This window comes from Thermoanaerobacter mathranii subsp. mathranii str. A3, from assembly GCF_000092965.1.
GTDB classification, from domain to species: Bacteria; Bacillota; Thermoanaerobacteria; order Thermoanaerobacterales; family Thermoanaerobacteraceae; genus Thermoanaerobacter; species Thermoanaerobacter thermocopriae.
This window is the reverse complement of record NC_014209.1, coordinates 2,097,864-2,117,463: the sequence shown is the minus strand read 5'-3', so window position 1 is coordinate 2,117,463 and position 19,600 is coordinate 2,097,864. Positions and strand designations below refer to the sequence as shown.

Below are 19,600 nucleotides of genomic sequence, written 5' to 3'. Positions count from 1 at the left end.
GCTCTTTTTAATACAGCACATTAGGATTAAAATATTACATCAATGTTACAAAATGCGCAATTTTGGTAAACAAAGGAGGAATTCATATTAATATGTAGAAGTAGTATATAGGAGGGATAATAATGATGGAGGTCATAAGATTTGAGACACACAAAGACCTTTTTAAACAATCTTGGGGAGATGTTCAAAAAGAGGATTAACGCCGGATAAAAAGTTAGTAATGTTAAATAATATAAAATTTATCAGGAATAACAAAAGAGAGTCATTGATTAAATCTTTTTACAAAAGCGTTCAAAATTTAAGGGGTGTCAATAGTTTCAAAAATTTTATATTTTTATTGACTGACGAAGAAGGCGTGATATTAGAATTAGTTTTACCTTGTGGTAATGCCAATTTTTCTTTAAAGAAAAGCATGATATTAAAAGAAGAAATTGCAGGTACAAATGCAGTATCACTGGCGATAAGAGAGAAGAAGACGATAATTGTTATAAAGGAACAACATTATATTGAAGAATTAAAAAAGTTAAGCTGTCTAGCCAGCCCTATCTTTAATAGAGATGGTAATTTAATAGGGGTAGTTGACATCTCTTCTGAGAATGATATTGGTCACGATTTTGCTGCATTGATATTTCTGCTAGCAAGAGACATAGAAAGGAATTATCAGATTATTTGAGATAGAGAGGATAAAAAACAAATTTGGTGAAATGGATATAAAGATACTCAAGCTTACGGCAGAAGGGAAAACAGATAAAGAAATTGCAAAAACAATTAATATGTCACTAAGCAATATAAAGTATCATAAAAGGAAAATTTTCAAACTATTGGGAACAAAGAATGTGAAGGACTGCATATACAAGGCAACAAAGTTGGATTTAATATAAGTTTTTATTGTTTTTACATTACTAAATAAGGGACAAAAAATGTTAGATTGTACTTTAGTACAAATTTTAAAGGAGAGAAACTCGGTTTTTATACTAAAGTACAAAAGTAAAGGCTATTTTAGTGAAAATTTATACTTTTGGTCAATTGACAAGTTGCTGGAAATAAGATACCATGGATATAAAAGAAACTACCGGTAATCTTTAGAATTATTAGGGAAGGAGCGAAAATGTTAGAAAAGAAAAGGAATTTAGGAATGTTTTTATCTACAATTAAGAAGGAGGTAGTAGCATGAAGGATTATTCCGAAATTTTAAATCAAATTTTTAATGCTTTAAGTGGCATTCGTGCGGAAGTCGGGAATGTATCTTCTGAAGTTTTTTTCACGCATCATCGTATAGGAGATATAGTGAGTCTTCTTAATGCAACTAACATTTTGTTAGGTATATTAACTATTGTTTTGAGTATAAATACATATATAAACTGGAAGAAATATAGGGATAATAAATAGGATGCTGCAATGATAATTAAGTTAAGTCTATATAATTGTGTAAAAAGGGGTTGAGCCATTCCCCACCCTCTGGTTAGAATAGAAATAGAAACAAACCAAAAATCATTTTTCCGGGACGAGAAATGGCTCAATACAATATCCCTATAGATTCTGAAATAATAAGGCGTGCGAAAAGGGGATTATCAAAGAATGGGAAATTGATGCCGCTGAATAATATAAAACTTACCAAAGATAACAAAAAGGTTTCACTTATCAAAGCTTTTCACAAAAGTCATTGAAGATTTAAAAAGAGGTTCATAGCTTTAAAAATCTTATATTCCTTTTAACTGATGAGGAGGGCAAGCTTTTAGAAATAATTTTACCTTCTGACAAAGCTCATTCTTATTTAAGAAATGGGATGGTATTAAAAGAAAAAATTGCAGGGACAAATGCGGTAGCATTGGTAATAAGAGAGAAAAATATAGCATTTGTAAAGAAAGAGGAGCATTACATTGACGCTTTAAAAAAACTAAATTGTATTGCTGAACCTATTTTCAGTAAAAAAATGGATTTAATAAGGATAATTGACATATCTTCTGAAGAAAAAATTAATGATGACTTTGCAGCGATAATATTTTTATTATCCAGGTACATAGAAAGGAATTACTCACTTTTTGAAGCAGAAAGAGTAAGAAAAAAATTTGACGGAATAGATATAAAAATATTGAAATTAACAGCCTGAAGGGAAAAAAGACGAAGAAATTGCAAGAATAGTGAATACCTCAATAAGCAATGTAAAATATCACAAGAAAAAGATTTTCAGTTTATTGGGTGCAAATAACGTAAAAGATTGTATATATAAAGCGGCAAAAATAGATTTGATTTAGCGTTTTTTAGGGTACCTAATTGAGGGGGAAAGAGATAAATTATACTTTAGTACAAGTTTTAGAGGAAATAAATGTTAATTTTATACTAAAGTACAAACAGAATAGATTTTATATAAAATTTGTACTTTTGGACAGTTGACATATCACTGGAAAAGATATACCATGGATATAGGAAGAATTACCGGTAATTCTTGGAATCAGTATAATAGAGGGGTGTTAAGAATGGTAAAAAAGTTAATTTTATTGCTTGTAATTGCATTTTTTCTTTCAATTTCAATTTTAAGTTTAGCTTTTGCTACTGATTTAAAAACTTCAAGTTTAAACGATAAAAAATTAATGATTAATTCACCTCAAGAATATGAATCCTATTTAATCCAAAAGGCCAATAACAGTAATAGTGAAGAAAAAAGTGCTATTGTAAATGCGCTATATAAATACAAATCTTTAACAAGAGATAAGCAAGAAAAGTTCATTGAAATAATTAATAATAAAAACCTAATGAGGGATGTGTTTAAAGCTTTTGGAGAGAGTGAAAAAGAAACCTTTTTAGGTGGTGATATAGTAGTTAACAATAGTATTGATAAATTAAAATTAGATAAAATAGATTATACAATTACAAGTTCATCAATTGAACTAACCACTGCCACATATAAACGATGGATAGAAGTATTTGGAATAACCGTATTTGAAACAACTTCATGGGTTAAATATGAACATGATAATTATTCAATATTCAGTATAGTGGGATATGATCATGTTGTATCAAGAGATTTGCTGGCTCCAGCATGGTCGTATTCGTGGAGTGGAAAAACTGCTTGGATTTTTGGGAATAAAGCATATTCTACTGCAGATTTAACTATGATAGATTTAGGAATTCCAATTCAGACTGTTCAAGTTGGAGTGTGGGGTGATATTTACAACAATGCTGGAGGATGGGTAAATAAATTATGAAGTATTTAAAAAATATTAATTTGCAGGGTGAAGATTAATTTTCAGAACATTAACTTTTCAAAACATTAACAATTAGAGAATTTTGGACATTTGAACTCTATAGTTATGTAAAAATTAGTGATATAGTATTGCCATCTTGCTTTTAGATTAAATCCAGTTAGAAAGTAGCGTATTTTATTATAAAGTATATTTTTGCTAGTTTAGACATTTTTGGGTGTTGTTTTTATACACTACTGTATATTATAAAGTTAATGCTTTGTAATATGCAGCAGCATTAATTTTTCAAGTTGTATTTATCACTGCTAAATAATCCCATTTTTATTAGAAAGGAGATATTAAATCATGTTTAAAAGATTAAATAAATTAAGTAGTAAATCAAAACGAACACTAGGGATAATTGTGGGGCTGATAGTAAGTTGTGTTGTAATATTTGTAATTATACTAGAGCTAATAAGGGTATATACTGGATAAAGTATAACAAAAGACAAGAGGACGGTTCATTTGTCTGAGTTTTAAGCAAAAATATCTATATTCACTGGAAGAGATATAAAAGGGACAAGTAAGAATAATTTGTGCTTTAAATAGATCAAGGTTGTGGAGTTTAAAGTAAGAAATTAAAGGTGTGATATAAATAAAAATGGATGAAAAAGTAAAAGCTATTATATTAGTGGTGATAATTTGTTTTGCTGCTATTTTAACTAAAAATCTGTATAATTATAGAATAAAGACCATTGATGAAGCAATTGGGTAGCCTAATCTTAAGGATTTTGAAAATTTGAATTATACAACAAAATTGCGGAGCCAGTTTATAGGCGTAATTACAATGAATGGGCAAGAGATGGAGTAAGATTGCTAGTAGATTTTATGTCAGCTTATTTAAATTATAGATCGGCAAAACTAAAGCTTGACCTTCGGGTTACGGCAGGGTAGCGGGCACATTCGACATCTTTGTCTTAGTGCCCGCCTCCGCCATCCTTGGCTCCGGCCCTGCCTTCACCCTTGGTCTCGCTAAGTTTTGTTAGGGCTTTGTCACAAGTCGCTCTTTATGCAAAATATCTCCTTTACGAAAGTTTGTTTACAGTCTGAGAGAGGTTTTACGGATGCCTCTCTTTTTTATTTTTTCTATGGTATAATGTACTAAAGATTTTGTGTGCTAAAGGGGAAGTATAAAATGGATAAAAAGAAGATTGCGAATATTTTAAACGATATAGGTTTATTGCTAGAGCTTAAAGGGGAAAATCCTTTTAAATCGAGAGCTTATTATAATGCTGCAAGGACAATAGAATTATTAGATGAAGATATAGAAATCCTTGTTAAAGAAGATAGATTAAAAGATATAAAGGGAATAGGGGAGGCAATTAATAAAAAGATTACGGAGCTAGTTTTAACAGGTAAAATGAAATATTATGAGGATTTAAAAGCCTCTATTCCTGAAGGGCTTGTTGAAATGCTTAAAATTCCTGGACTTGGTCCTAAAAAGATAAAGATTATATACGAAAAATTGAATATCACCACAATTAGAGAGTTGGAATACGCTTGTATAGAGAATAGATTGGTAGACCTTCCGGGGTTTGGGGAAAAGACTCAAAAGAAAATTTGGGAGGGGATACAGTTTGTGAAGCAATTTAGCGGTCAACATTTATATGCGGAAGCTTATGTAGAAGCTGTTAAATTGAAGGAATACCTGGAAAATACAAAGACAGCCTCAATTATAGAAATTGCAGGAAGTTTAAGGAGAAAAAAAGAGATAGTAAAAGATATTGATATTTTAGCTGGAGCATCAGATTCCTCAAGAGTTATGGAAGCCTTCGTAAACTATCCAGGGGTAAAGGAAGTTATAGCAAAGGGAGATACAAAAACCAGTGTCACTTTAAAATTAGGTATAAATGCAGATTTAAGAGTTGTGACAGAAAGAGAATTCCCTTATGCACTTCACCACTTTACAGGCAGTAGAGAGCACAATACTGCAATGAGACATAGGGCGAAGCAAATGGGTATAAAAATGAACGAGTACGGCCTTTTTAAAGGAGATAAACTTATAGAATGTAAAAGCGAAGAAGAGATATTTGATAAATTAGGACTTTTATATATTCCTCCAGAATTAAGAGAAAACATGGGAGAAATAGAAGCGGCAGAAAAAGGTGAGCTTCCGAAATTAATAGAAGAAAAAGATATAAAAGGAGTATTTCACGTTCATACGACTTACAGCGATGGGGCTAATACACTTATAGAAATGATAGAGACGGCGAGAAAATTGGGGTATAAGTATATAGGTATCACAGACCATAGCAGATCTGCTTTTTATGCAGGAGGACTCAAAGAAGAAGACTTAGTAAGGCAATGGGAGGAAATAGAAGAGTTAAATAAGAAATATAACGATATAGTTATATTTAAAGGAATAGAGTCTGATATACTGCCTGATGGTTCTTTAGATTATGAAGAAGAAATATTAAAACAATTCGATTTTGTGATTGCATCCATCCATTCTCATTTCAGGATGAGTAAAGAAGATATGACAAAAAGAATGATAAAGGCCATAGAAAATAAATATACAACTATAATAGGGCATGTTACAGGAAGGCTTCTTTTAGCGAGAGACAGTTATGAAATAGATATATATGAAGTTATAGCGGCAGCAGCCCATTATGGCAAAATAATTGAGATAAACGCAAACCCTTATAGGCTTGACTTAGACTGGCGGTATGTAAAGCATGCAAAAGAAAAAGGAGTAAAACTTGCAATATGTTCTGATGCCCACAGCATAGAAGGCTTAAATGATGTAAAGTATGGGGTAGGAATTGCTAGAAAAGGCTGGTTGGAGGCAAAAGACGTAATAAACACTTATGAAGTTCATGAGATCCACAAGTTATTTCAATTGAAGTGAGGTGAATAAATTAATGAGCTGATGGAGCTTTTACACGAGCATGTACAGTAGTAGATGAACAATGAGCTAGCCTAAAGGCGGCTCTTTGTTTTTTCAAAAGATGCAAAATAGGAGGTAGCTGTAAAAACGATAAATTCACAAATAAAAGAGACGATAGCTGAATGTATGTCCTTCCACAGTACCGACTTGCTATCGTCTCTTTAATTTATCGAAGGATGTTTACCGCCATTTTTTGCTTTGTAGATATTCATGGATGGAACGAGCTGCTTTTTTTCCGGCACCCATGGCCAAAATCACAGTAGCTGAACCTGTTACAATATCGCCTCCAGCCCATACCCCTTCTCTGGAAGTCCGTCCTTCCTCATCTACAGCGATATAACCATGTTTTGTAAGTTCTAAGCCTTCAGTGGCCTTTGTGAGGAGGGGATTAGGACCAGTGCCTATGGCGATTACTACCGTATCGATATCCATAACAAATTCAGAACCCATTATAGGAACTGGACGGCGACGACCCGAAGCGTCAGGTTCTCCAAGTTCCATGCGGATACACTCAATACCTTTGACCCAACCATTTTCGTTGCCTATTATTTTCACTGGATTTGTAAGCAAATCGAATATAATGCCTTCTTCTTTAGCGTTCTCGACTTCTTCTTTTCTTGCTGGCATTTCTTCCTCGGAACGACGATACACAATGTGAACCTCTTCAGCTCCCATTCTTAGAGCAGACCTGGCTGCATCCATGGCTACATTGCCACCCCCTATTACTGCTACTTTTTTACCTACCTTTATGGGGGTGTCAGTGTTGGGAAAAGAATAGGCTTTCATGAGGTTTATCCTGGTTAGAAACTCGTTGGCTGAATACACGCCCAGGTAGTTTTCACCAGGTATGCCCATAAATTTCGGGAGACCAGCTCCAGTGCCGGTAAAGACAGCCTCATACCCCATTTCAAAAAGGTCCTCTATCGTCAGAATTTTACCCATAACCATGTTAGTTTTAATTTCTACGCCTAGCTGTTGTATAAATTCTACTTCTTGTTCCACTATAATTTTCGGTAGTCTGAATTCAGGAATACCGTAGATCAATACGCCGCCGGGTTTGTGAAGAGCTTCAAAGATCGTTACATCGTAGCCGAGTTTAGCTAAATCTCCTGCACAGGTGAGACCGGCGGGCCCGGAACCGATGATAGCCACTTTTTTACCAAGCTTTTTGGGAATTACCGAGGGACGGATGCCTTTGGCTCTTTCCCAGTCTGCTGCAAATCGTTCTAGGCGACCTATTGCTACAGGTTCACCTACTTTACCCAAAACACAGTTTTTCTCGCATTGCTCTTCTTGTGGACAGACTCTGCCACATATGGCGGGCAAGCTGTTGGTTTCCTTTATAATCTTTATAGCTCCTTCAAAATCTCTTTCTGCAATACGCTTTATAAACTGGGGAATTTGTACCTGAACGGGGCACCCTTCAACACATCCTGGTTTTTTACACTGAAGGCACCTCTGGGCTTCACTTACTGCCTCCTCTTCCGAATAGCCCAAAGCTACTTCGCTAAAATTACGCCTGCGGACGTCAGGCTTTTGGGTAGGCATGGGTGTTTTCTTTTTACTTCTATTTAACGGCATCTTTATCAACTCCTTCTATTTTGTTGATTAATTTGCATTCATGAGCTTTATTAAACCTTTCGAGGGAAATTTTTTCTTCCTCTTTATAAGTGGCCAATCTTTTTATTAGTTCATCGAAATCTACTTTATGGCCGTCAAAAGCCGGACCATCAACGCAAGCAAATTTGATTTCTCCGTCTACGGTGACACGGCATCCACCACACATGCCTGTGCCGTCTACCATTATGGGATTAAGGCTCACCATAGTGGGTATGCCATAAGGCTTGGTAATTTTGCTTCCTATTTTCATCAAAATTGGTGGACCTATGATAATAATCTCATCAAATTTTTCACCTTGTTCTAAAAGCTCTTTAAGTACTACTGTGACAAACCCATGGCGGCCTTTTGAGCCATCGTCGGTGCAGATATACATCCTGTCACTAATAGCTTTTATCTCTTCTTCCAAAATTAGCAATTCAGCTGTCCTAGCACCTATAATAGAAACTACTTCTACCCCCTGTTGATGAAGCATTTTGAGTTTAGGATAAAGTGGAGCAATACCAAGGCCTCCGCCTATTCCTAAAACTTTCTTGTGATGAGGAAACTCTACCGGCACACCTAAAGGCCCAACAAAGTCCTGGATATAGTCTCCAGCTTCTAGAGTTCCTAATTCCCGTGTGGTTTTACCTACTTCTTGGAATACTATTGTGACAGTGCCACTTTCTGAATTATAATCTGCAATGGTAAGAGGAATTCTTTCTCCTCCTTCTTTTATCCTTAGTATAATAAATTGGCCTGGCTTTGCTTTTTTGGCCACTAATGGTGCTTCTATTACAAACAATTTGATGGAAGGTGCCAATTCTCTTTTTTCTAAAATTTTGAACATGATAATCCTCCTTCTTCTTTTAATAGTTGTTTATTCACTTTCGATGATATTATCAAGTGTTAGTGGCGTAAAAATGTTGCAAAAATAACTATTTTTTGTTATTTTTTTACCAAAAATTTACTAGCTGATGTGCCACATAAAAACCGATATATTTAGCTTTATTAGCATAAAAATGGGGGACTAAGTCCCCATTTTTATGCTAATATTACAACAGGTTTGATTAGGTCTTTTGGTTTATCTTTCATCAGCATTAGAGCTTTTTCAATATTATCAAATCCTTGGAAAACATGAGTGACGAGTTTAGAAGGATCGACACGCTTATAAAAAACAAGGTCAATCAGTCTTTCCATTCTTAGACGTCCACCGGGGCATAGCCCGCCTTTTATAGTTTTATGAGCCATGCCGCAACCCCATTCCAGACGAGGAACAGGCAAAACCTCTCCTTCGCCAAAATAATTTACATTAGCGATGGTGCCACCAGGTTTAACAATCTTAACTGCTGTAGCCATAATGTCAGCATTTCCTCCAGCGATGATGGCAGCATCAACACCTTTGCCTTTCGTTAAATCCATAATCTGGCTTTCGATAGGACCATTTTTATAGTTTACAATATCAGTAGCTCCATAGTATTTTGCAGCATCTACACAAACAGGTCTACTGCCTACTGCAATAATTCTTCCAGCACCCCGCAATTTGGCACCAGCGACTGCCATAAGACCTACTGGGCCAATACCCAAAACCGCCACCGATGCACCTAATTCTATTTCTGCCAGTTCGGCTCCATGGAAGCCAGTGGTCATCATATCAGGAATCATAACTGCAGCTTCCAATGGAATTTCTTTAGGCAGATGTGCTAAATTCATATCAGCATCGTTCACATGAAAGAATTCACCAAAAACACCATCTTTTATATTCGAAAATTTCCAGCCTGCCAGCATTCCACCGGAGTGCTGGTGATATCCTCTTTGTACTTCAGAGGTCCGCCAATCAGGGGTAATAGCTGGTACAACAACGCGATCACCAGGTTTAAAATCTTTTACCTCACTACCTACTTCAACTACTTCACCTATAGCTTCGTGACCGAGTATCATGTTATGTCTTTCGCCAATGGCGCCTTCAAAAACGGTATGAATGTCCGAAGTGCAAGGGGCCACAGCTAGAGGTCTTACAATAGCATCAAATGGGCCTGGAGTAGGCTTTTCTTTTTCAATCCAGCCGACTTTACCGATACTGAGCATTGCAAAACCTTTCATTATTAAAACACCTCCTAAAATACTGGGTAAGTCATTAATGTGAAAACTAGCTTACGCGGCGATTGTTAAATTTTTTACAATAATATAATAGCACATAGTTAAAAATTTATCAATAATTTATTCGGACATAGTTTAAAATTTCGTAGGATTTTTTAAGTAAAAAAGAACTAGAGAAAACTCTTGTGATAAAATAGCATTTGTAAAAAACAAAATCACAGAAAGGGGTTGTCTATTTTTCAAAATCTAGAAAACATCATACGCAATTTGCAGTATGTATTTGTCAAGCAAAAAATGCTCCTAATTTCAATTGAAATTTTTTCTTGACTCTAAAAATAAATCAAAAGTTTAATATTGATTATTTTTTAACAAAATGCTATAATTAAATTGATACAAATTTTACAAGGAGGTAATTAAAATGTGGGAAACTAAAATAAATCCCACCAAGATTTTTGAACTTCGGTGCAAGAATACAACTTATTTTGGAGTAGGTAGTATAAAGAAGATAGAAGACATTCTAAAAGCTTTAAAACATAAGGGTATCGATAATGTCATTTTTGTAACCGGAAAGAATTCATACAAAGTTAGTGGAGCTTGGGATGTGATAGAACCGGCTCTAAATACACTCGGCTTTAAATATTCACTTTATGACAAAGTCGGACCTAATCCTACTGTTGATATGATCGATGAAGCGGCCAAATTTGGCCGGGAAACTGGGGCGAAGGCTGTTATTGGCATTGGTGGTGGAAGCCCTATAGATACTGCAAAAAGTGTGGCTGTACTGTTAGAATATACTGATAAAAATGCAAGAGAACTTTATGAGCTGAAATTCACGCCTGAAAAAGCTGCTCCTATTATAGCTATAAATCTTACTCATGGTACTGGTACGGAGGTAGACCGATTTGCAGTAGCTACAATTCCAGAAAAAAATTATAAGCCTGCAATAGCTTATGAGTGCCTCTATCCTATGTATGCTATAGATGATCCTGCTCTCATGATAAAGCTTGATAAAAAACAGACAATAGCTGTTACTATAGATGCTTTAAATCACGTTACTGAAGCTGCCACCACTCTTGTGACGTCACCTTACAGCATTCTATTGGCGAAAGAGGCAGTAAGGTTGATAGTTCGTTACCTCCCTGTTGCTGTAAATGACCCTGAAAACCTTGTGGCTAGATACTATTTGCTTTATGCTTCTGCTATAGCTGGTATTTCTTTTGACAATGGTCTCTTGCACCTTACTCATGCACTGGAGCACCCACTAAGCGCAGTAAAACCTGAGATTGCTCACGGCCTTGGGCTTGGTGCTATACTGCCTGCAGTGGTAAAAACTATTTATCCTGCTGTTGCAGAGGTGTTAGCTGACATATACAGCCCTATCGTGCCTGGACTAAAAGGTTTGCCTGCTGAAGCAGAATATGTAGCTAAAAAGGTTGAAGAATGGCTCTTTAATGTAGGATGCACGCAGAAACTTTCGGACTTTGGATTCACAAAAGAGGATGTCCCGACTCTGGTGAAGCTTGCTAAAACAACACCTTCTCTCGACGGATTGCTTTCTATTGCACCAGTGGAAGCCACTGAAGCTGTTATTGCCAAGATTTATGAAGAATCTCTTAACCCAATCTCTTAATCCAAAGGCTATTCTGATACAAAGAGCAAAAAAGTTCAACAATTAAAAAAAACCCCACTTTTAGTAAATACGAAAAGTGGGGTTATCATCTTTATGTATTAATTATTGCAAAAAACATAAAGATTTTATATTGGATATGTGCCAATTCAATAAAGGTAAATTGCTAGTAAGCTTTTAACATAGACATAAGTAAGGAATTGTGTTATACCAAAAGTGAAATTGTTATAAAATTAACATCTTAGAGGCAAAGTGTATACTATACCCATATTTTAAGCTTACCAGTGGAGATAAATAGTAGCATAATAAAAAACACTGATATGAAAGAAGAAAAGAAATAGCTCATTGCTTAACTTTAATATCCCGGAGTTTCCGATGGTTAAGATAACGGTTTTATGGAAAGTTCCTTAAGGTTGCCGATAAATATTTCACTTCTATGACGCGCAGGAGGTGGCGAGGATTTAGAAGCTATAAAAAATAGTAAATGGGAGGAGGAATAATTTTGGATGTAATCAGTGTATCTAAGGCAAACTGCAAAAATTGCTACCGGTGCGTTAGGCATTGTCCTGTCAAAGCTATAAAAGTAGTTGGCGGTCAGGCGGAAGTTGTGGATAGCTTATGTATATACTGTGGAAGGTGTGTCATCGAATGCCCCCAGAATGCAAAGAAGGTACGGAACGACTTACATGCAGTAAAAGAATTCATAAATGCCGGTGAAAAGGTTATAGCCTCCATAGCTCCTTCTTACCCTGCTGTCTTTGACGTAACTTCTCCTCAGGAGATGTTTTCCATACTGAAGGCCCTAGGGTTTTATGGAGCTGAGGAAACAGCGGTGGGAGCTGAAATGGTATCTATGGAGTACCAGCATTTGATCAAAAAGGGGCATAAGGGTTCCATCATAACCACGGCTTGCCCGGTTGTAAAAAATCTGGTAGAGAAATACTATCCAGGACTTATAAGGAATCTAGCTCCGGTGGTTTCCCCGATGGTTGCTCATGCAAGGTCATTGAAGCAAAGATATGGGTTGGACATTAAAGTTGTTTTTATAGGTCCCTGCATTGCCAAAAAAGCTGAAGCCCTAGATAGGAGTGTTTTAGGGAATGTAGATGCAGTACTAACTTTTCAAGAGTTGGCCGATTGGGTAGATGAGAAAGCCTCCGAGGTAGCTGGAGTAGACTTAGGAGAGCGAGAAAATGTATTAGAACCTCTTATTGCCAGGAGTTATCCCTTGCCAGGGGGGCTTTTAAAGACTTCTTCAATGGAGGGTGACCTTTTGTCTCGAGAGGTCGTAGTCGTGGACGGTATAGAAAACTGTATGGAACTTTTAGATGCCCTGGATATGGGAAACGTAAATGGTCGCATATTTGAGATGATGGCCTGTAGGGGTGGCTGTATCAATGGGCCCTCGATGCTGCCTGATAGTTCCCTTTATGAAAGAAGGGAAAGGTTGCTTTCATTTATAGAAAATAATCAACAGCAGCAGGGATATGAGAATATAAAGGCCTCTGCGGCGGGTATTGACCTCAGTAGGTCTTTCGAGCCGAAGGCCTTTAAAGCGCCTAGGCCAACCGAATCAGAGATAAGAGAAATACTGGCTTCAATAGGCAAGACGACTCCAGAAAAAGAACTGAACTGCGGGGCATGCGGGTATCCTTCCTGCCGCAAAAAAGCCGAGGCCGTCTACCATGGAATGGCGGAGCCGGACATGTGCATCCCTTACATGAGGTCCAGGGCCGAATCTCTAGCCAACCTGATCATAGACCACACCCTGAACGGTATCATTTTGGTAGACAGTAATTTGAATATAAAGGAAATAAACAGAGCGGCGGAAAGAATGTTCGATGTTGAAAAAGAACAGGTCCAGGGGAAGCCCCTTTCGACTGTCATCGACGACAGGGATTTTGCCTGGGTACTGGCCAATAAAACTAACCTGCAGGATAAAAAGGTGAACTATCCCCGGAATTCTTTAACTACCCTCCAGACTATATGCTATATCGAGGAAGAGGACATGGTACTGGCGATTATTCAGGATATTACCGAACAGGAAAAGCAGAGGATGGAACTGGAAAGGGTTAGGGAGGAGACCCTGGAGAAGGCCCAGGAAGTAATAAACAGGCAGATGCGCGTGGCCCAGGAAATAGCAGGACTGCTGGGAGAGACGACGGCGGAGAGCAAGATGCTGCTCCTTAAGCTTATAGAACTGGTTAAAGGAAGGGAAGAAAATGAAGGTCTTTGCTGAAGTGTTCACCAAAAGCCTTACCAAAAAAGGAGAAGAGCTGTGTGGGGACAGCGTTGAGGTTGTGCAATCCGAAGACGGCATAATTGCCGTAATGGCCGATGGCCTGGGGAGCGGGGTAAAGGCTAGTATACTTTCCACTCTTACCGTAAGGATTGCTTCTACTATGATAAAAAACAGGGCTTCCATAGAAGAAGTGGTCAGGACCCTGATTAATACTCTTCCTGTGTGCCGAGTCCGGCAGCTTGCTTATTCCACCTTTTCCATTCTCGAGATTAACGATGATGGAAAAGGAAGGCTTTTTGAATTTGATAATCCACCTGTGATTTACATCCGGGACGGAAAGGTTCTTAAGCTACCTTACAGGGAACTGAGGGTGGAAGACAGGAAGATTCTGGAGTACCGGTTTGAAGCCTTCCCGGGGGATAAAATATTCCTGGTAAGCGACGGAGTTATTCACGCAGGAGCAGGGGGTATCTTGAACCTGGGATGGCAGTGGCCTAATGTGGCCGAATACCTGCAGAGGCTTGACAGAAGTGGATGCTTCGTGTCGGAAATGGTGGACCAGCTGATCAAAACGTGTAGCCACCTTTATTCCAGTAATCCGGGGGATGATACCACGGTCTTGGGAGTAGGTTTGAGAAAGTCGGAGCTAATCACGGTACTAGTTGGCCCTCCTGAAGATAGGTCAAAGGATGCAGAAGTTGTGAAAAAACTTATCGACAGCGAAGGCAAAAAAGTGGTCTGCGGAGGTACTACTGCAAATATTGTTTCTAGGGAAACTGGAAGGAAGGTAGTCACAAATAGGGACTATGCCGACCCGGCGATACCTCCCGTCGGTAGCATAGAGGGAATAGACCTTGTAACCGAAGGTTTGATAACTTTAAGTAGGTGTGTCGAGATACTGAGAAGTTTTGTAAACATATATTCCTTTTCTCCCCACTTTTTGGACGATATGAGGGAAAAGAAGGACGGAGCTTCAATATTGGCAGACCTGCTTGTCAATCGCTCAACTCATATCCGATTTCTGGTGGGGCGAGCGGTTAATCCCGCCCACCGGAATGCATACCTGCCGGAAGGCGCAAACGATAAACTCAAGGTAGTAGAAGAGCTGGCCCAAATTCTGAAAAAATGTGGCAAGAGAGTGTATATAGAACTTTATTAAATGAGAAAGAAGCGGTCCATGCTCAAGGCCGCTTTTTATATTTTTGCTGCTTTTGAGACATTTAAAAAGAATTTCACACATTTTAATTATACCAAACAAAAGGGAAGCAACCTCTACTCTTTTTTATTTTCTTCTTAAATGTTTTTGTAATTATTCTCTAAGTGGTAAATATGTCCATATTATTTACAAATTTTTTATGAAAAAGTCTTGAAAAATTTTTTTATGGTGGTATAATGTAAAATAAAAGTTGTATAATTATAAATTAAATATTGTATTTATGCATAAAAATATTTTTTTAACACCATATGCATAAATATAAATTATAGCGTATATATATTAAGTAACGGCAGAGGATATAAAAAGGGGGAGACACTTTAAATGGTGAAGGTAGGAATATTTGGAGCAACGGGTTATACAGGAGTCGAACTTATAAGAATACTTTCAAAACACGAAAAAGTAGAGATAAAATATCTTTCTTCTCAAAGTTATAATACCATAGCAATTTCGAATGTTTATTCATCCCTTCTTGGTTTTTGCGACAAAGTGCTGGAAGAGGTAGACTTCGAAAGGGCAATGTCGGAGTGTGATGTCATATTTACAGCTTTGCCTTCAGGTCATGCTGCAAAAATTGCCAGAGAAGCTGTAAAAAAAGGAATAAAAGTGATTGACTTAGGAGCTGACTTTAGATTTGACGATTATTCTATCTATAAAGAATGGTATAGTGGAGAGTATGATGGCTACGACGGGATTAAAAGAGTATATGGACTCCCTGAAATTTATAGAGATGACATAAAAGAGGCTCAGGTTGTAGGAAATCCTGGATGTTATCCTACAAGCGTTATATTAGGGCTTATGCCTCTTTTGAAAAATGGCATAATAGAAGGGAAGATAATTGTTGATTCAAAGTCAGGCGTATCAGGAGCAGGTCGTAGTCCATCCCAAAAAAATATGTATGCAGAATGCAATGAAAACATAAAAGCGTATAATGTTGCAAAACACCGACATATTCCAGAAATGGAGCAAGAACTTTCAAAAATTTTTGGTGAAACAGTGTCTGTTGTGTTTACACCTCACCTTGCTCCCATGACAAGAGGAATTTTAAGTACCATGTATTGCAAATTAAAAAAAGATATAGATGTTGATACTGTTTATGACATTTATGCTGATTTTTATAAAAAAGAGTATTTTATAAAAGTGTTGGAACCTGGCCATTATCCCGCAACAAAAAGTGTTTATGGGTCAAATTTTTGTCACATAGGTTTTGAGGTTGATAAACGTACTAATACTTTAATAGTCATGTCTGCAATTGATAATCTCGTTAAAGGGGCGTCAGGCCAGGCAGTGCAAAACATGAATATTATGTTTGGAATACAGGAAAATACAGCACTTGATATTATTCCAGTATATCCATAGATGAAAGATAAAAACACAAATAAAAAAGGATGTGGAGGATTTGATAATGGAAAAATTGGAGATTTTAGAAGGAAGCATAGAACTGCCGAAAGGCTTTTTAGCTTCGGGAATCTTTGCCGGGATTAAGAAAAGAAAAAAAGATGTTGCACTCATATATTCTGAAAAAGAGGCAAATGCATCAGCTGTATTTACAACGAATAAAGTTAAAGCGGCACCAGTCATTCTTGATATGGAAAGAATAAAAAAAGGAGTAGCACAGGCAATTGTTGTAAACAGTGGCAATGCCAATGCCTGTACAGGGGAAAAGGGGCTGGAAGATGCTATTAACATGGCAAAGAAAGTGTCACAACTTCTTAAAATAGATGAAAAAAATGTGCTGGTGTGTTCTACAGGTGTGATTGGAGTACCACTTCCTATGGAAAAAGTTTTAAAAGGGATTGAGGTTGCGGCAGAAAATCTTTCAACAGAGGGTGGGTACCAAGCGGCTGAAGCTATAATGACAACAGATACTTTTTTAAAGGGCGTAACAGCCAAGTTTGTGATAGAGGGCAAAACTGTTACAATGACAGGGTTTGCAAAAGGGTCAGGCATGATACATCCGAATATGGCGACAATGCTTTCTTTTATACTTACAGATGCGAGTATAACTAAAGTTGCATTAGACAAGGCTTTTAAGGAAACAGTAGAAAAAACTTATAACATGATCTCTGTTGACGGAGATATGAGCACAAATGATACAGCGATAATACTTGCAAATGGGGAAGCGCAAAACAAAATAATAGAAGAGGGGACTCATGAATTTGATGTGTTTTATAAAGCCTTAGAGTATGTGAATAAAACTCTTGCAAAACTTATTGTGAAGGATGGGGAAGGAGCAACTAAGTTCATGGAAGTAAATGTAATAAATGCAAAAACTGAAAAAGATGCAAGGTTGGCTGCAAAGTCTATTGTAAACTCAAATCTTGTGAAGACAGCTATATTTGGTGAAGATGCCAACTGGGGAAGGATTCTCGCGGCAGTGGGATATTCAGGAGCAGATTTTGACGCAAGTAGAGTTGACATATATTTAAAAAGCATGAAAGGAGAAATTAAAGTTTGTGAAAACGGAGGTTACATCTTTTTTGATGAGGCTTTAGCCAAAGAAATTTTAAAAGAAAAAGAGATTACTGTAACCGTAGATATGAAGGCCGGGGAATATAGCGGAACTGCATGGGGGTGCGACTTAAGCTATGACTATGTAAAAATTAACGGGAGTTATAGAACATGATTAGAAGGCAAAAATATGGCGACGAAATCGCAAAAGCCCAGGTTTTAATAGAAGCACTCCCATACATTAAAAAGTTCTCCGGCACGACAGTTGTAATAAAATACGGTGGAAGTGCAATGTTAGACTGCAATTTAAAAAGAATGGTAATGCAGGACATTGTATTGATGAAATTTGTAGGATTAAATCCTATAGTTGTACATGGCGGTGGACCAGAAATAAATAAGATGCTGGAGAGGCTAGGTATAGAATCAAAGTTTGTAAATGGCTTGAGGGTTACCGACGAGGCCACGATGGAGATTGTTGAAATGGTGCTGACAGGTCGTATCAACAAAGAAATTGTATCCTTGATCAATGAACTAGGGGGCCAGGCGATTGGCGTAAGCGGGAAAGATGGGAGACTTTTAAAGGCGGAAAAAGATACCTCAAACGGCGACATAGGATACGTAGGAAAAATTGTAGATGTAAACATAGATGTAATAACAATGATGCTGGAAAAAGGATATATACCTGTTATTGCACCGACATCTTTCGGAGATGACGGCAAAACATACAATGTGAATGCAGATACTGCCGCGGGGAAAATTGCAGAAGCATTAAAGGCTGAAAAGCTAATTTTACTTACGGATGTCGAAGGAATTCTATCAAATATAAACGATAAAAGCAGCCTAATATCCCGAATGGACTTAGAGCATGCAAAAGAATTTATGAATTCGGGACGCATAAACGGTGGGATGATACCAAAACTTGAATGTTGCATAAAAGCTGTTGAAAATGGTGTAAAAAGAGCTCACATCATTGACGGAAGGCTTACACATTCACTACTTCTTGAAATTTTTACTGATGAAGGCATAGGTACTATGATAGGAAAGGAATGTTTTGACGATGATAACCTTTGAGGATAAGAAATATCTAATGAATACTTATAGCAGATACCCTATTACCTTGGTAGAGGGAAAAGGGACAAAAGTATGGGATGACAAAGGAAATGTCTATCTGGATTTTATTGCAGGTATTGCAGTAAATTCACTGGGGCACTGTCATCCAGCATTAGTTAATGCTCTAAAGAATCAATCTGAAAAACTTATACACTGTTCTAATCTTTATTGGAATGAGAATCAAATAGAACTTGCAAAGATAATTGCGGAAAATTCATTTGGAGGCAAAGTATTTTTTGCAAATAGTGGCGCAGAAGCAAATGAAGGTGCTATAAAACTTGCTAGAAAATATGCATCATTAAAGTACGGTGATAAAAGGCATAAGGTTATATCTGCCAAAAATTCTTTTCATGGAAGAACTTTTGGGGCATTGACAGCGACAGGCCAAGAAAAGTATCACAAGGGTTTTGGACCACTTCTTTCTGGTTTTAAATATGTACCTTTTAATGATATTGACGCTCTTTATGAAGCAATTGATGATGAAGTGTGTGCAATTATGCTGGAAGTAGTGCAAGGCGAAGGTGGTATCCATGAAGCTACACCGGAGTATATAAAGGCAGTAAGAGAAATATGTGACGAAAATGACATCCTCTTTATAATAGACGAAGTTCAGACAGGTATAGGAAGGACGGGAAAACTTTTTGGATATGAACATTACGGCATAACTCCTGACATTATGACTTTGGCAAAGGGATTGGGAGGAGGCTTCCCAATAGGAGCTATTGTCGCAAAAGAGGATAAAGCTGTTTTTCAACCGGGAGACCATGCCTCCACATTTGGCGGAAGTCCTTTAGCTTGCGCTGCAGGGATTGCGGTTATGAAAGAGATAACAAAAACCGGATTTTTAGAGAGTATTGTTAAAAAAGGAGAGTACTTTAAAGAAAAGCTTAAAAATTTGAAAGAAAAGCACAGTGTTATTAAAGAAATAAGAGGAAAAGGCCTTATGATAGGATGTCAAATGGATATGAAAGAAGCAGGAGACATTGTGACAAAGGCAATGGAAAAAGGACTTCTCATAAATTGTATCAGCCACAATGTGTTAAGGTTTGTTCCTCCTCTTACTGTAACAGAAGAGGAAATAGATACTGCAATAATAATACTGGATGATGTATTTTGTGAAATGGGGTTTTAG

Annotated in this window: 16 protein-coding genes and 1 pseudogene; 14 read left to right on the top strand and 3 right to left on the bottom strand. The window is 37.1% G+C overall.

The genetic code is table 11. The features are described from left to right. The first annotated feature begins 220 nt into the window (after positions 1-220). From TMATH_RS12280 to polX, 7 genes and pseudogenes are all read left to right on the top strand, one after another. A complete protein-coding gene (locus TMATH_RS12280; protein ID WP_232192574.1) occupies positions 221-673 on the top strand; it encodes a GAF domain-containing protein in 453 nt (150 codons plus the stop codon). Between the two features lie 31 nt (positions 674-704). Continuing rightward, positions 705-881, top strand: a complete 177-nt coding sequence (locus TMATH_RS12380) for a helix-turn-helix transcriptional regulator (protein WP_255549402.1) — start codon at positions 705-707, stop codon at positions 879-881. A 289-nt stretch (positions 882-1,170) separates the two neighbouring features. Continuing rightward, positions 1,171-1,389 (top strand): hypothetical protein, encoded by a 219-nt coding sequence (locus TMATH_RS10525; RefSeq protein WP_013150929.1) that lies wholly within the window; start codon positions 1,171-1,173, stop codon positions 1,387-1,389. Positions 1,390-1,786: 397 nt separating this feature from the next. Further along, positions 1,787-2,110 carry a hypothetical protein gene (locus TMATH_RS12270; RefSeq protein ID WP_049766023.1) on the top strand — a complete coding sequence of 108 codons (324 nt, stop codon included), beginning with the start codon at positions 1,787-1,789 and terminating at the stop codon, positions 2,108-2,110. Positions 2,111-2,120: 10 nt separating this feature from the next. Next, positions 2,121-2,255, top strand: a pseudogene (locus TMATH_RS12375) (helix-turn-helix transcriptional regulator); the annotation flags it as partial. A gap of 222 nt (positions 2,256-2,477) precedes the next feature. Beyond that, entirely contained in the window at positions 2,478-3,206 is a 729-nt protein-coding gene (locus tag TMATH_RS10515; RefSeq protein WP_041591674.1) for a hypothetical protein, read from the top strand. 1,171 nt (positions 3,207-4,377) lie between these two features. Continuing rightward, positions 4,378-6,090: a DNA polymerase/3'-5' exonuclease PolX gene (gene polX, locus TMATH_RS10510; protein ID WP_013150926.1), complete on the top strand. Its 1,713-nt coding sequence runs from the start codon at positions 4,378-4,380 to the stop codon at positions 6,088-6,090. A gap of 219 nt (positions 6,091-6,309) precedes the next feature. On the opposite strand, the gene gltA is transcribed toward polX, so the two are convergent. The 3 genes from gltA to TMATH_RS10495 form a co-directional block, all read right to left on the bottom strand. After that, a complete protein-coding gene (gene gltA / locus TMATH_RS10505) occupies positions 6,310-7,710 on the bottom strand; it encodes an NADPH-dependent glutamate synthase (protein ID WP_013150925.1) in 1,401 nt (466 codons plus the stop codon). Next, positions 7,697-8,575, bottom strand: a complete 879-nt coding sequence (locus tag TMATH_RS10500) for a sulfide/dihydroorotate dehydrogenase-like FAD/NAD-binding protein (RefSeq protein WP_013150924.1) — start codon at positions 8,573-8,575, stop codon at positions 7,697-7,699. Before TMATH_RS10500 ends, gltA begins: the two co-directional genes overlap by 14 nt. Before the next feature lie 194 nt (positions 8,576-8,769). Beyond that, positions 8,770-9,828 carry an NADP-dependent isopropanol dehydrogenase gene (locus tag TMATH_RS10495; protein WP_013150923.1) on the bottom strand — a complete coding sequence of 353 codons (1,059 nt, stop codon included), beginning with the start codon at positions 9,826-9,828 and terminating at the stop codon, positions 8,770-8,772. A 415-nt stretch (positions 9,829-10,243) separates the two neighbouring features. On the opposite strand from TMATH_RS10495, the gene TMATH_RS10490 reads away from it, so the two are divergent. The 7 genes from TMATH_RS10490 to TMATH_RS10460 all read left to right on the top strand — a co-directional run bounded on the left by TMATH_RS10490 (position 10,244) and on the right by TMATH_RS10460 (position 19,600). Beyond that, positions 10,244-11,455 carry an iron-containing alcohol dehydrogenase gene (locus TMATH_RS10490; RefSeq protein WP_013150922.1) on the top strand — a complete coding sequence of 404 codons (1,212 nt, stop codon included), beginning with the start codon at positions 10,244-10,246 and terminating at the stop codon, positions 11,453-11,455. 499 nt (positions 11,456-11,954) lie between these two features. Then, entirely contained in the window at positions 11,955-13,691 is a 1,737-nt protein-coding gene (locus tag TMATH_RS10485; protein WP_013150921.1) for a [Fe-Fe] hydrogenase large subunit C-terminal domain-containing protein, read from the top strand. Further along, positions 13,675-14,853: a PP2C family protein-serine/threonine phosphatase gene (locus TMATH_RS10480; protein ID WP_013150920.1), complete on the top strand. Its 1,179-nt coding sequence runs from the start codon at positions 13,675-13,677 to the stop codon at positions 14,851-14,853. Before TMATH_RS10485 ends, TMATH_RS10480 begins: the two co-directional genes overlap by 17 nt. A gap of 378 nt (positions 14,854-15,231) precedes the next feature. Then, positions 15,232-16,266: an N-acetyl-gamma-glutamyl-phosphate reductase gene (gene argC / locus TMATH_RS10475; RefSeq protein WP_013150919.1), complete on the top strand. Its 1,035-nt coding sequence runs from the start codon at positions 15,232-15,234 to the stop codon at positions 16,264-16,266. Between the two features lie 46 nt (positions 16,267-16,312). Further along, positions 16,313-17,533: a bifunctional glutamate N-acetyltransferase/amino-acid acetyltransferase ArgJ gene (argJ, locus tag TMATH_RS10470; RefSeq protein ID WP_013150918.1), complete on the top strand. Its 1,221-nt coding sequence runs from the start codon at positions 16,313-16,315 to the stop codon at positions 17,531-17,533. Continuing rightward, positions 17,530-18,429 (top strand): acetylglutamate kinase, encoded by a 900-nt coding sequence (gene argB / locus TMATH_RS10465; RefSeq protein ID WP_009052162.1) that lies wholly within the window; start codon positions 17,530-17,532, stop codon positions 18,427-18,429. The genes argJ and argB overlap by 4 nt, the downstream gene beginning before the upstream one ends. Then, positions 18,416-19,600 (top strand): acetylornithine transaminase, encoded by a 1,185-nt coding sequence (locus tag TMATH_RS10460; protein WP_013150917.1) that lies wholly within the window; start codon positions 18,416-18,418, stop codon positions 19,598-19,600. The genes argB and TMATH_RS10460 overlap by 14 nt, the downstream gene beginning before the upstream one ends.

Excerpts from the sequence above, each read along its gene's own strand:
- TMATH_RS12280 (WP_232192574.1), top strand. The coding sequence starts at position 221 with ATGTTAAATAATATAAAATTTATCAGGAATAACAAAAGAGAGTCATTG.
- TMATH_RS12380 (WP_255549402.1), top strand. The coding sequence starts at position 705 with ATGGATATAAAGATACTCAAGCTTACGGCAGAAGGGAAAACAGATAAA.
- TMATH_RS10525 (WP_013150929.1), top strand. The coding sequence starts at position 1,171 with ATGAAGGATTATTCCGAAATTTTAAATCAAATTTTTAATGCTTTAAGT.
- TMATH_RS12270 (WP_049766023.1), top strand. The coding sequence starts at position 1,787 with ATGGTATTAAAAGAAAAAATTGCAGGGACAAATGCGGTAGCATTGGTA.
- TMATH_RS10515 (WP_041591674.1), top strand. The coding sequence starts at position 2,478 with ATGGTAAAAAAGTTAATTTTATTGCTTGTAATTGCATTTTTTCTTTCA.
- polX (WP_013150926.1), top strand. The coding sequence starts at position 4,378 with ATGGATAAAAAGAAGATTGCGAATATTTTAAACGATATAGGTTTATTG.
- gltA (WP_013150925.1), bottom strand. The coding sequence starts at position 7,710 with ATGCCGTTAAATAGAAGTAAAAAGAAAACACCCATGCCTACCCAAAAG.
- TMATH_RS10500 (WP_013150924.1), bottom strand. The coding sequence starts at position 8,575 with ATGTTCAAAATTTTAGAAAAAAGAGAATTGGCACCTTCCATCAAATTG.
- TMATH_RS10495 (WP_013150923.1), bottom strand. The coding sequence starts at position 9,828 with ATGAAAGGTTTTGCAATGCTCAGTATCGGTAAAGTCGGCTGGATTGAA.
- TMATH_RS10490 (WP_013150922.1), top strand. The coding sequence starts at position 10,244 with ATGTGGGAAACTAAAATAAATCCCACCAAGATTTTTGAACTTCGGTGC.
- TMATH_RS10480 (WP_013150920.1), top strand. The coding sequence starts at position 13,675 with ATGAAGGTCTTTGCTGAAGTGTTCACCAAAAGCCTTACCAAAAAAGGA.
- argC (WP_013150919.1), top strand. The coding sequence starts at position 15,232 with ATGGTGAAGGTAGGAATATTTGGAGCAACGGGTTATACAGGAGTCGAA.
- argJ (WP_013150918.1), top strand. The coding sequence starts at position 16,313 with ATGGAAAAATTGGAGATTTTAGAAGGAAGCATAGAACTGCCGAAAGGC.
- argB (WP_009052162.1), top strand. The coding sequence starts at position 17,530 with ATGATTAGAAGGCAAAAATATGGCGACGAAATCGCAAAAGCCCAGGTT.
- TMATH_RS10460 (WP_013150917.1), top strand. The coding sequence starts at position 18,416 with ATGATAACCTTTGAGGATAAGAAATATCTAATGAATACTTATAGCAGA.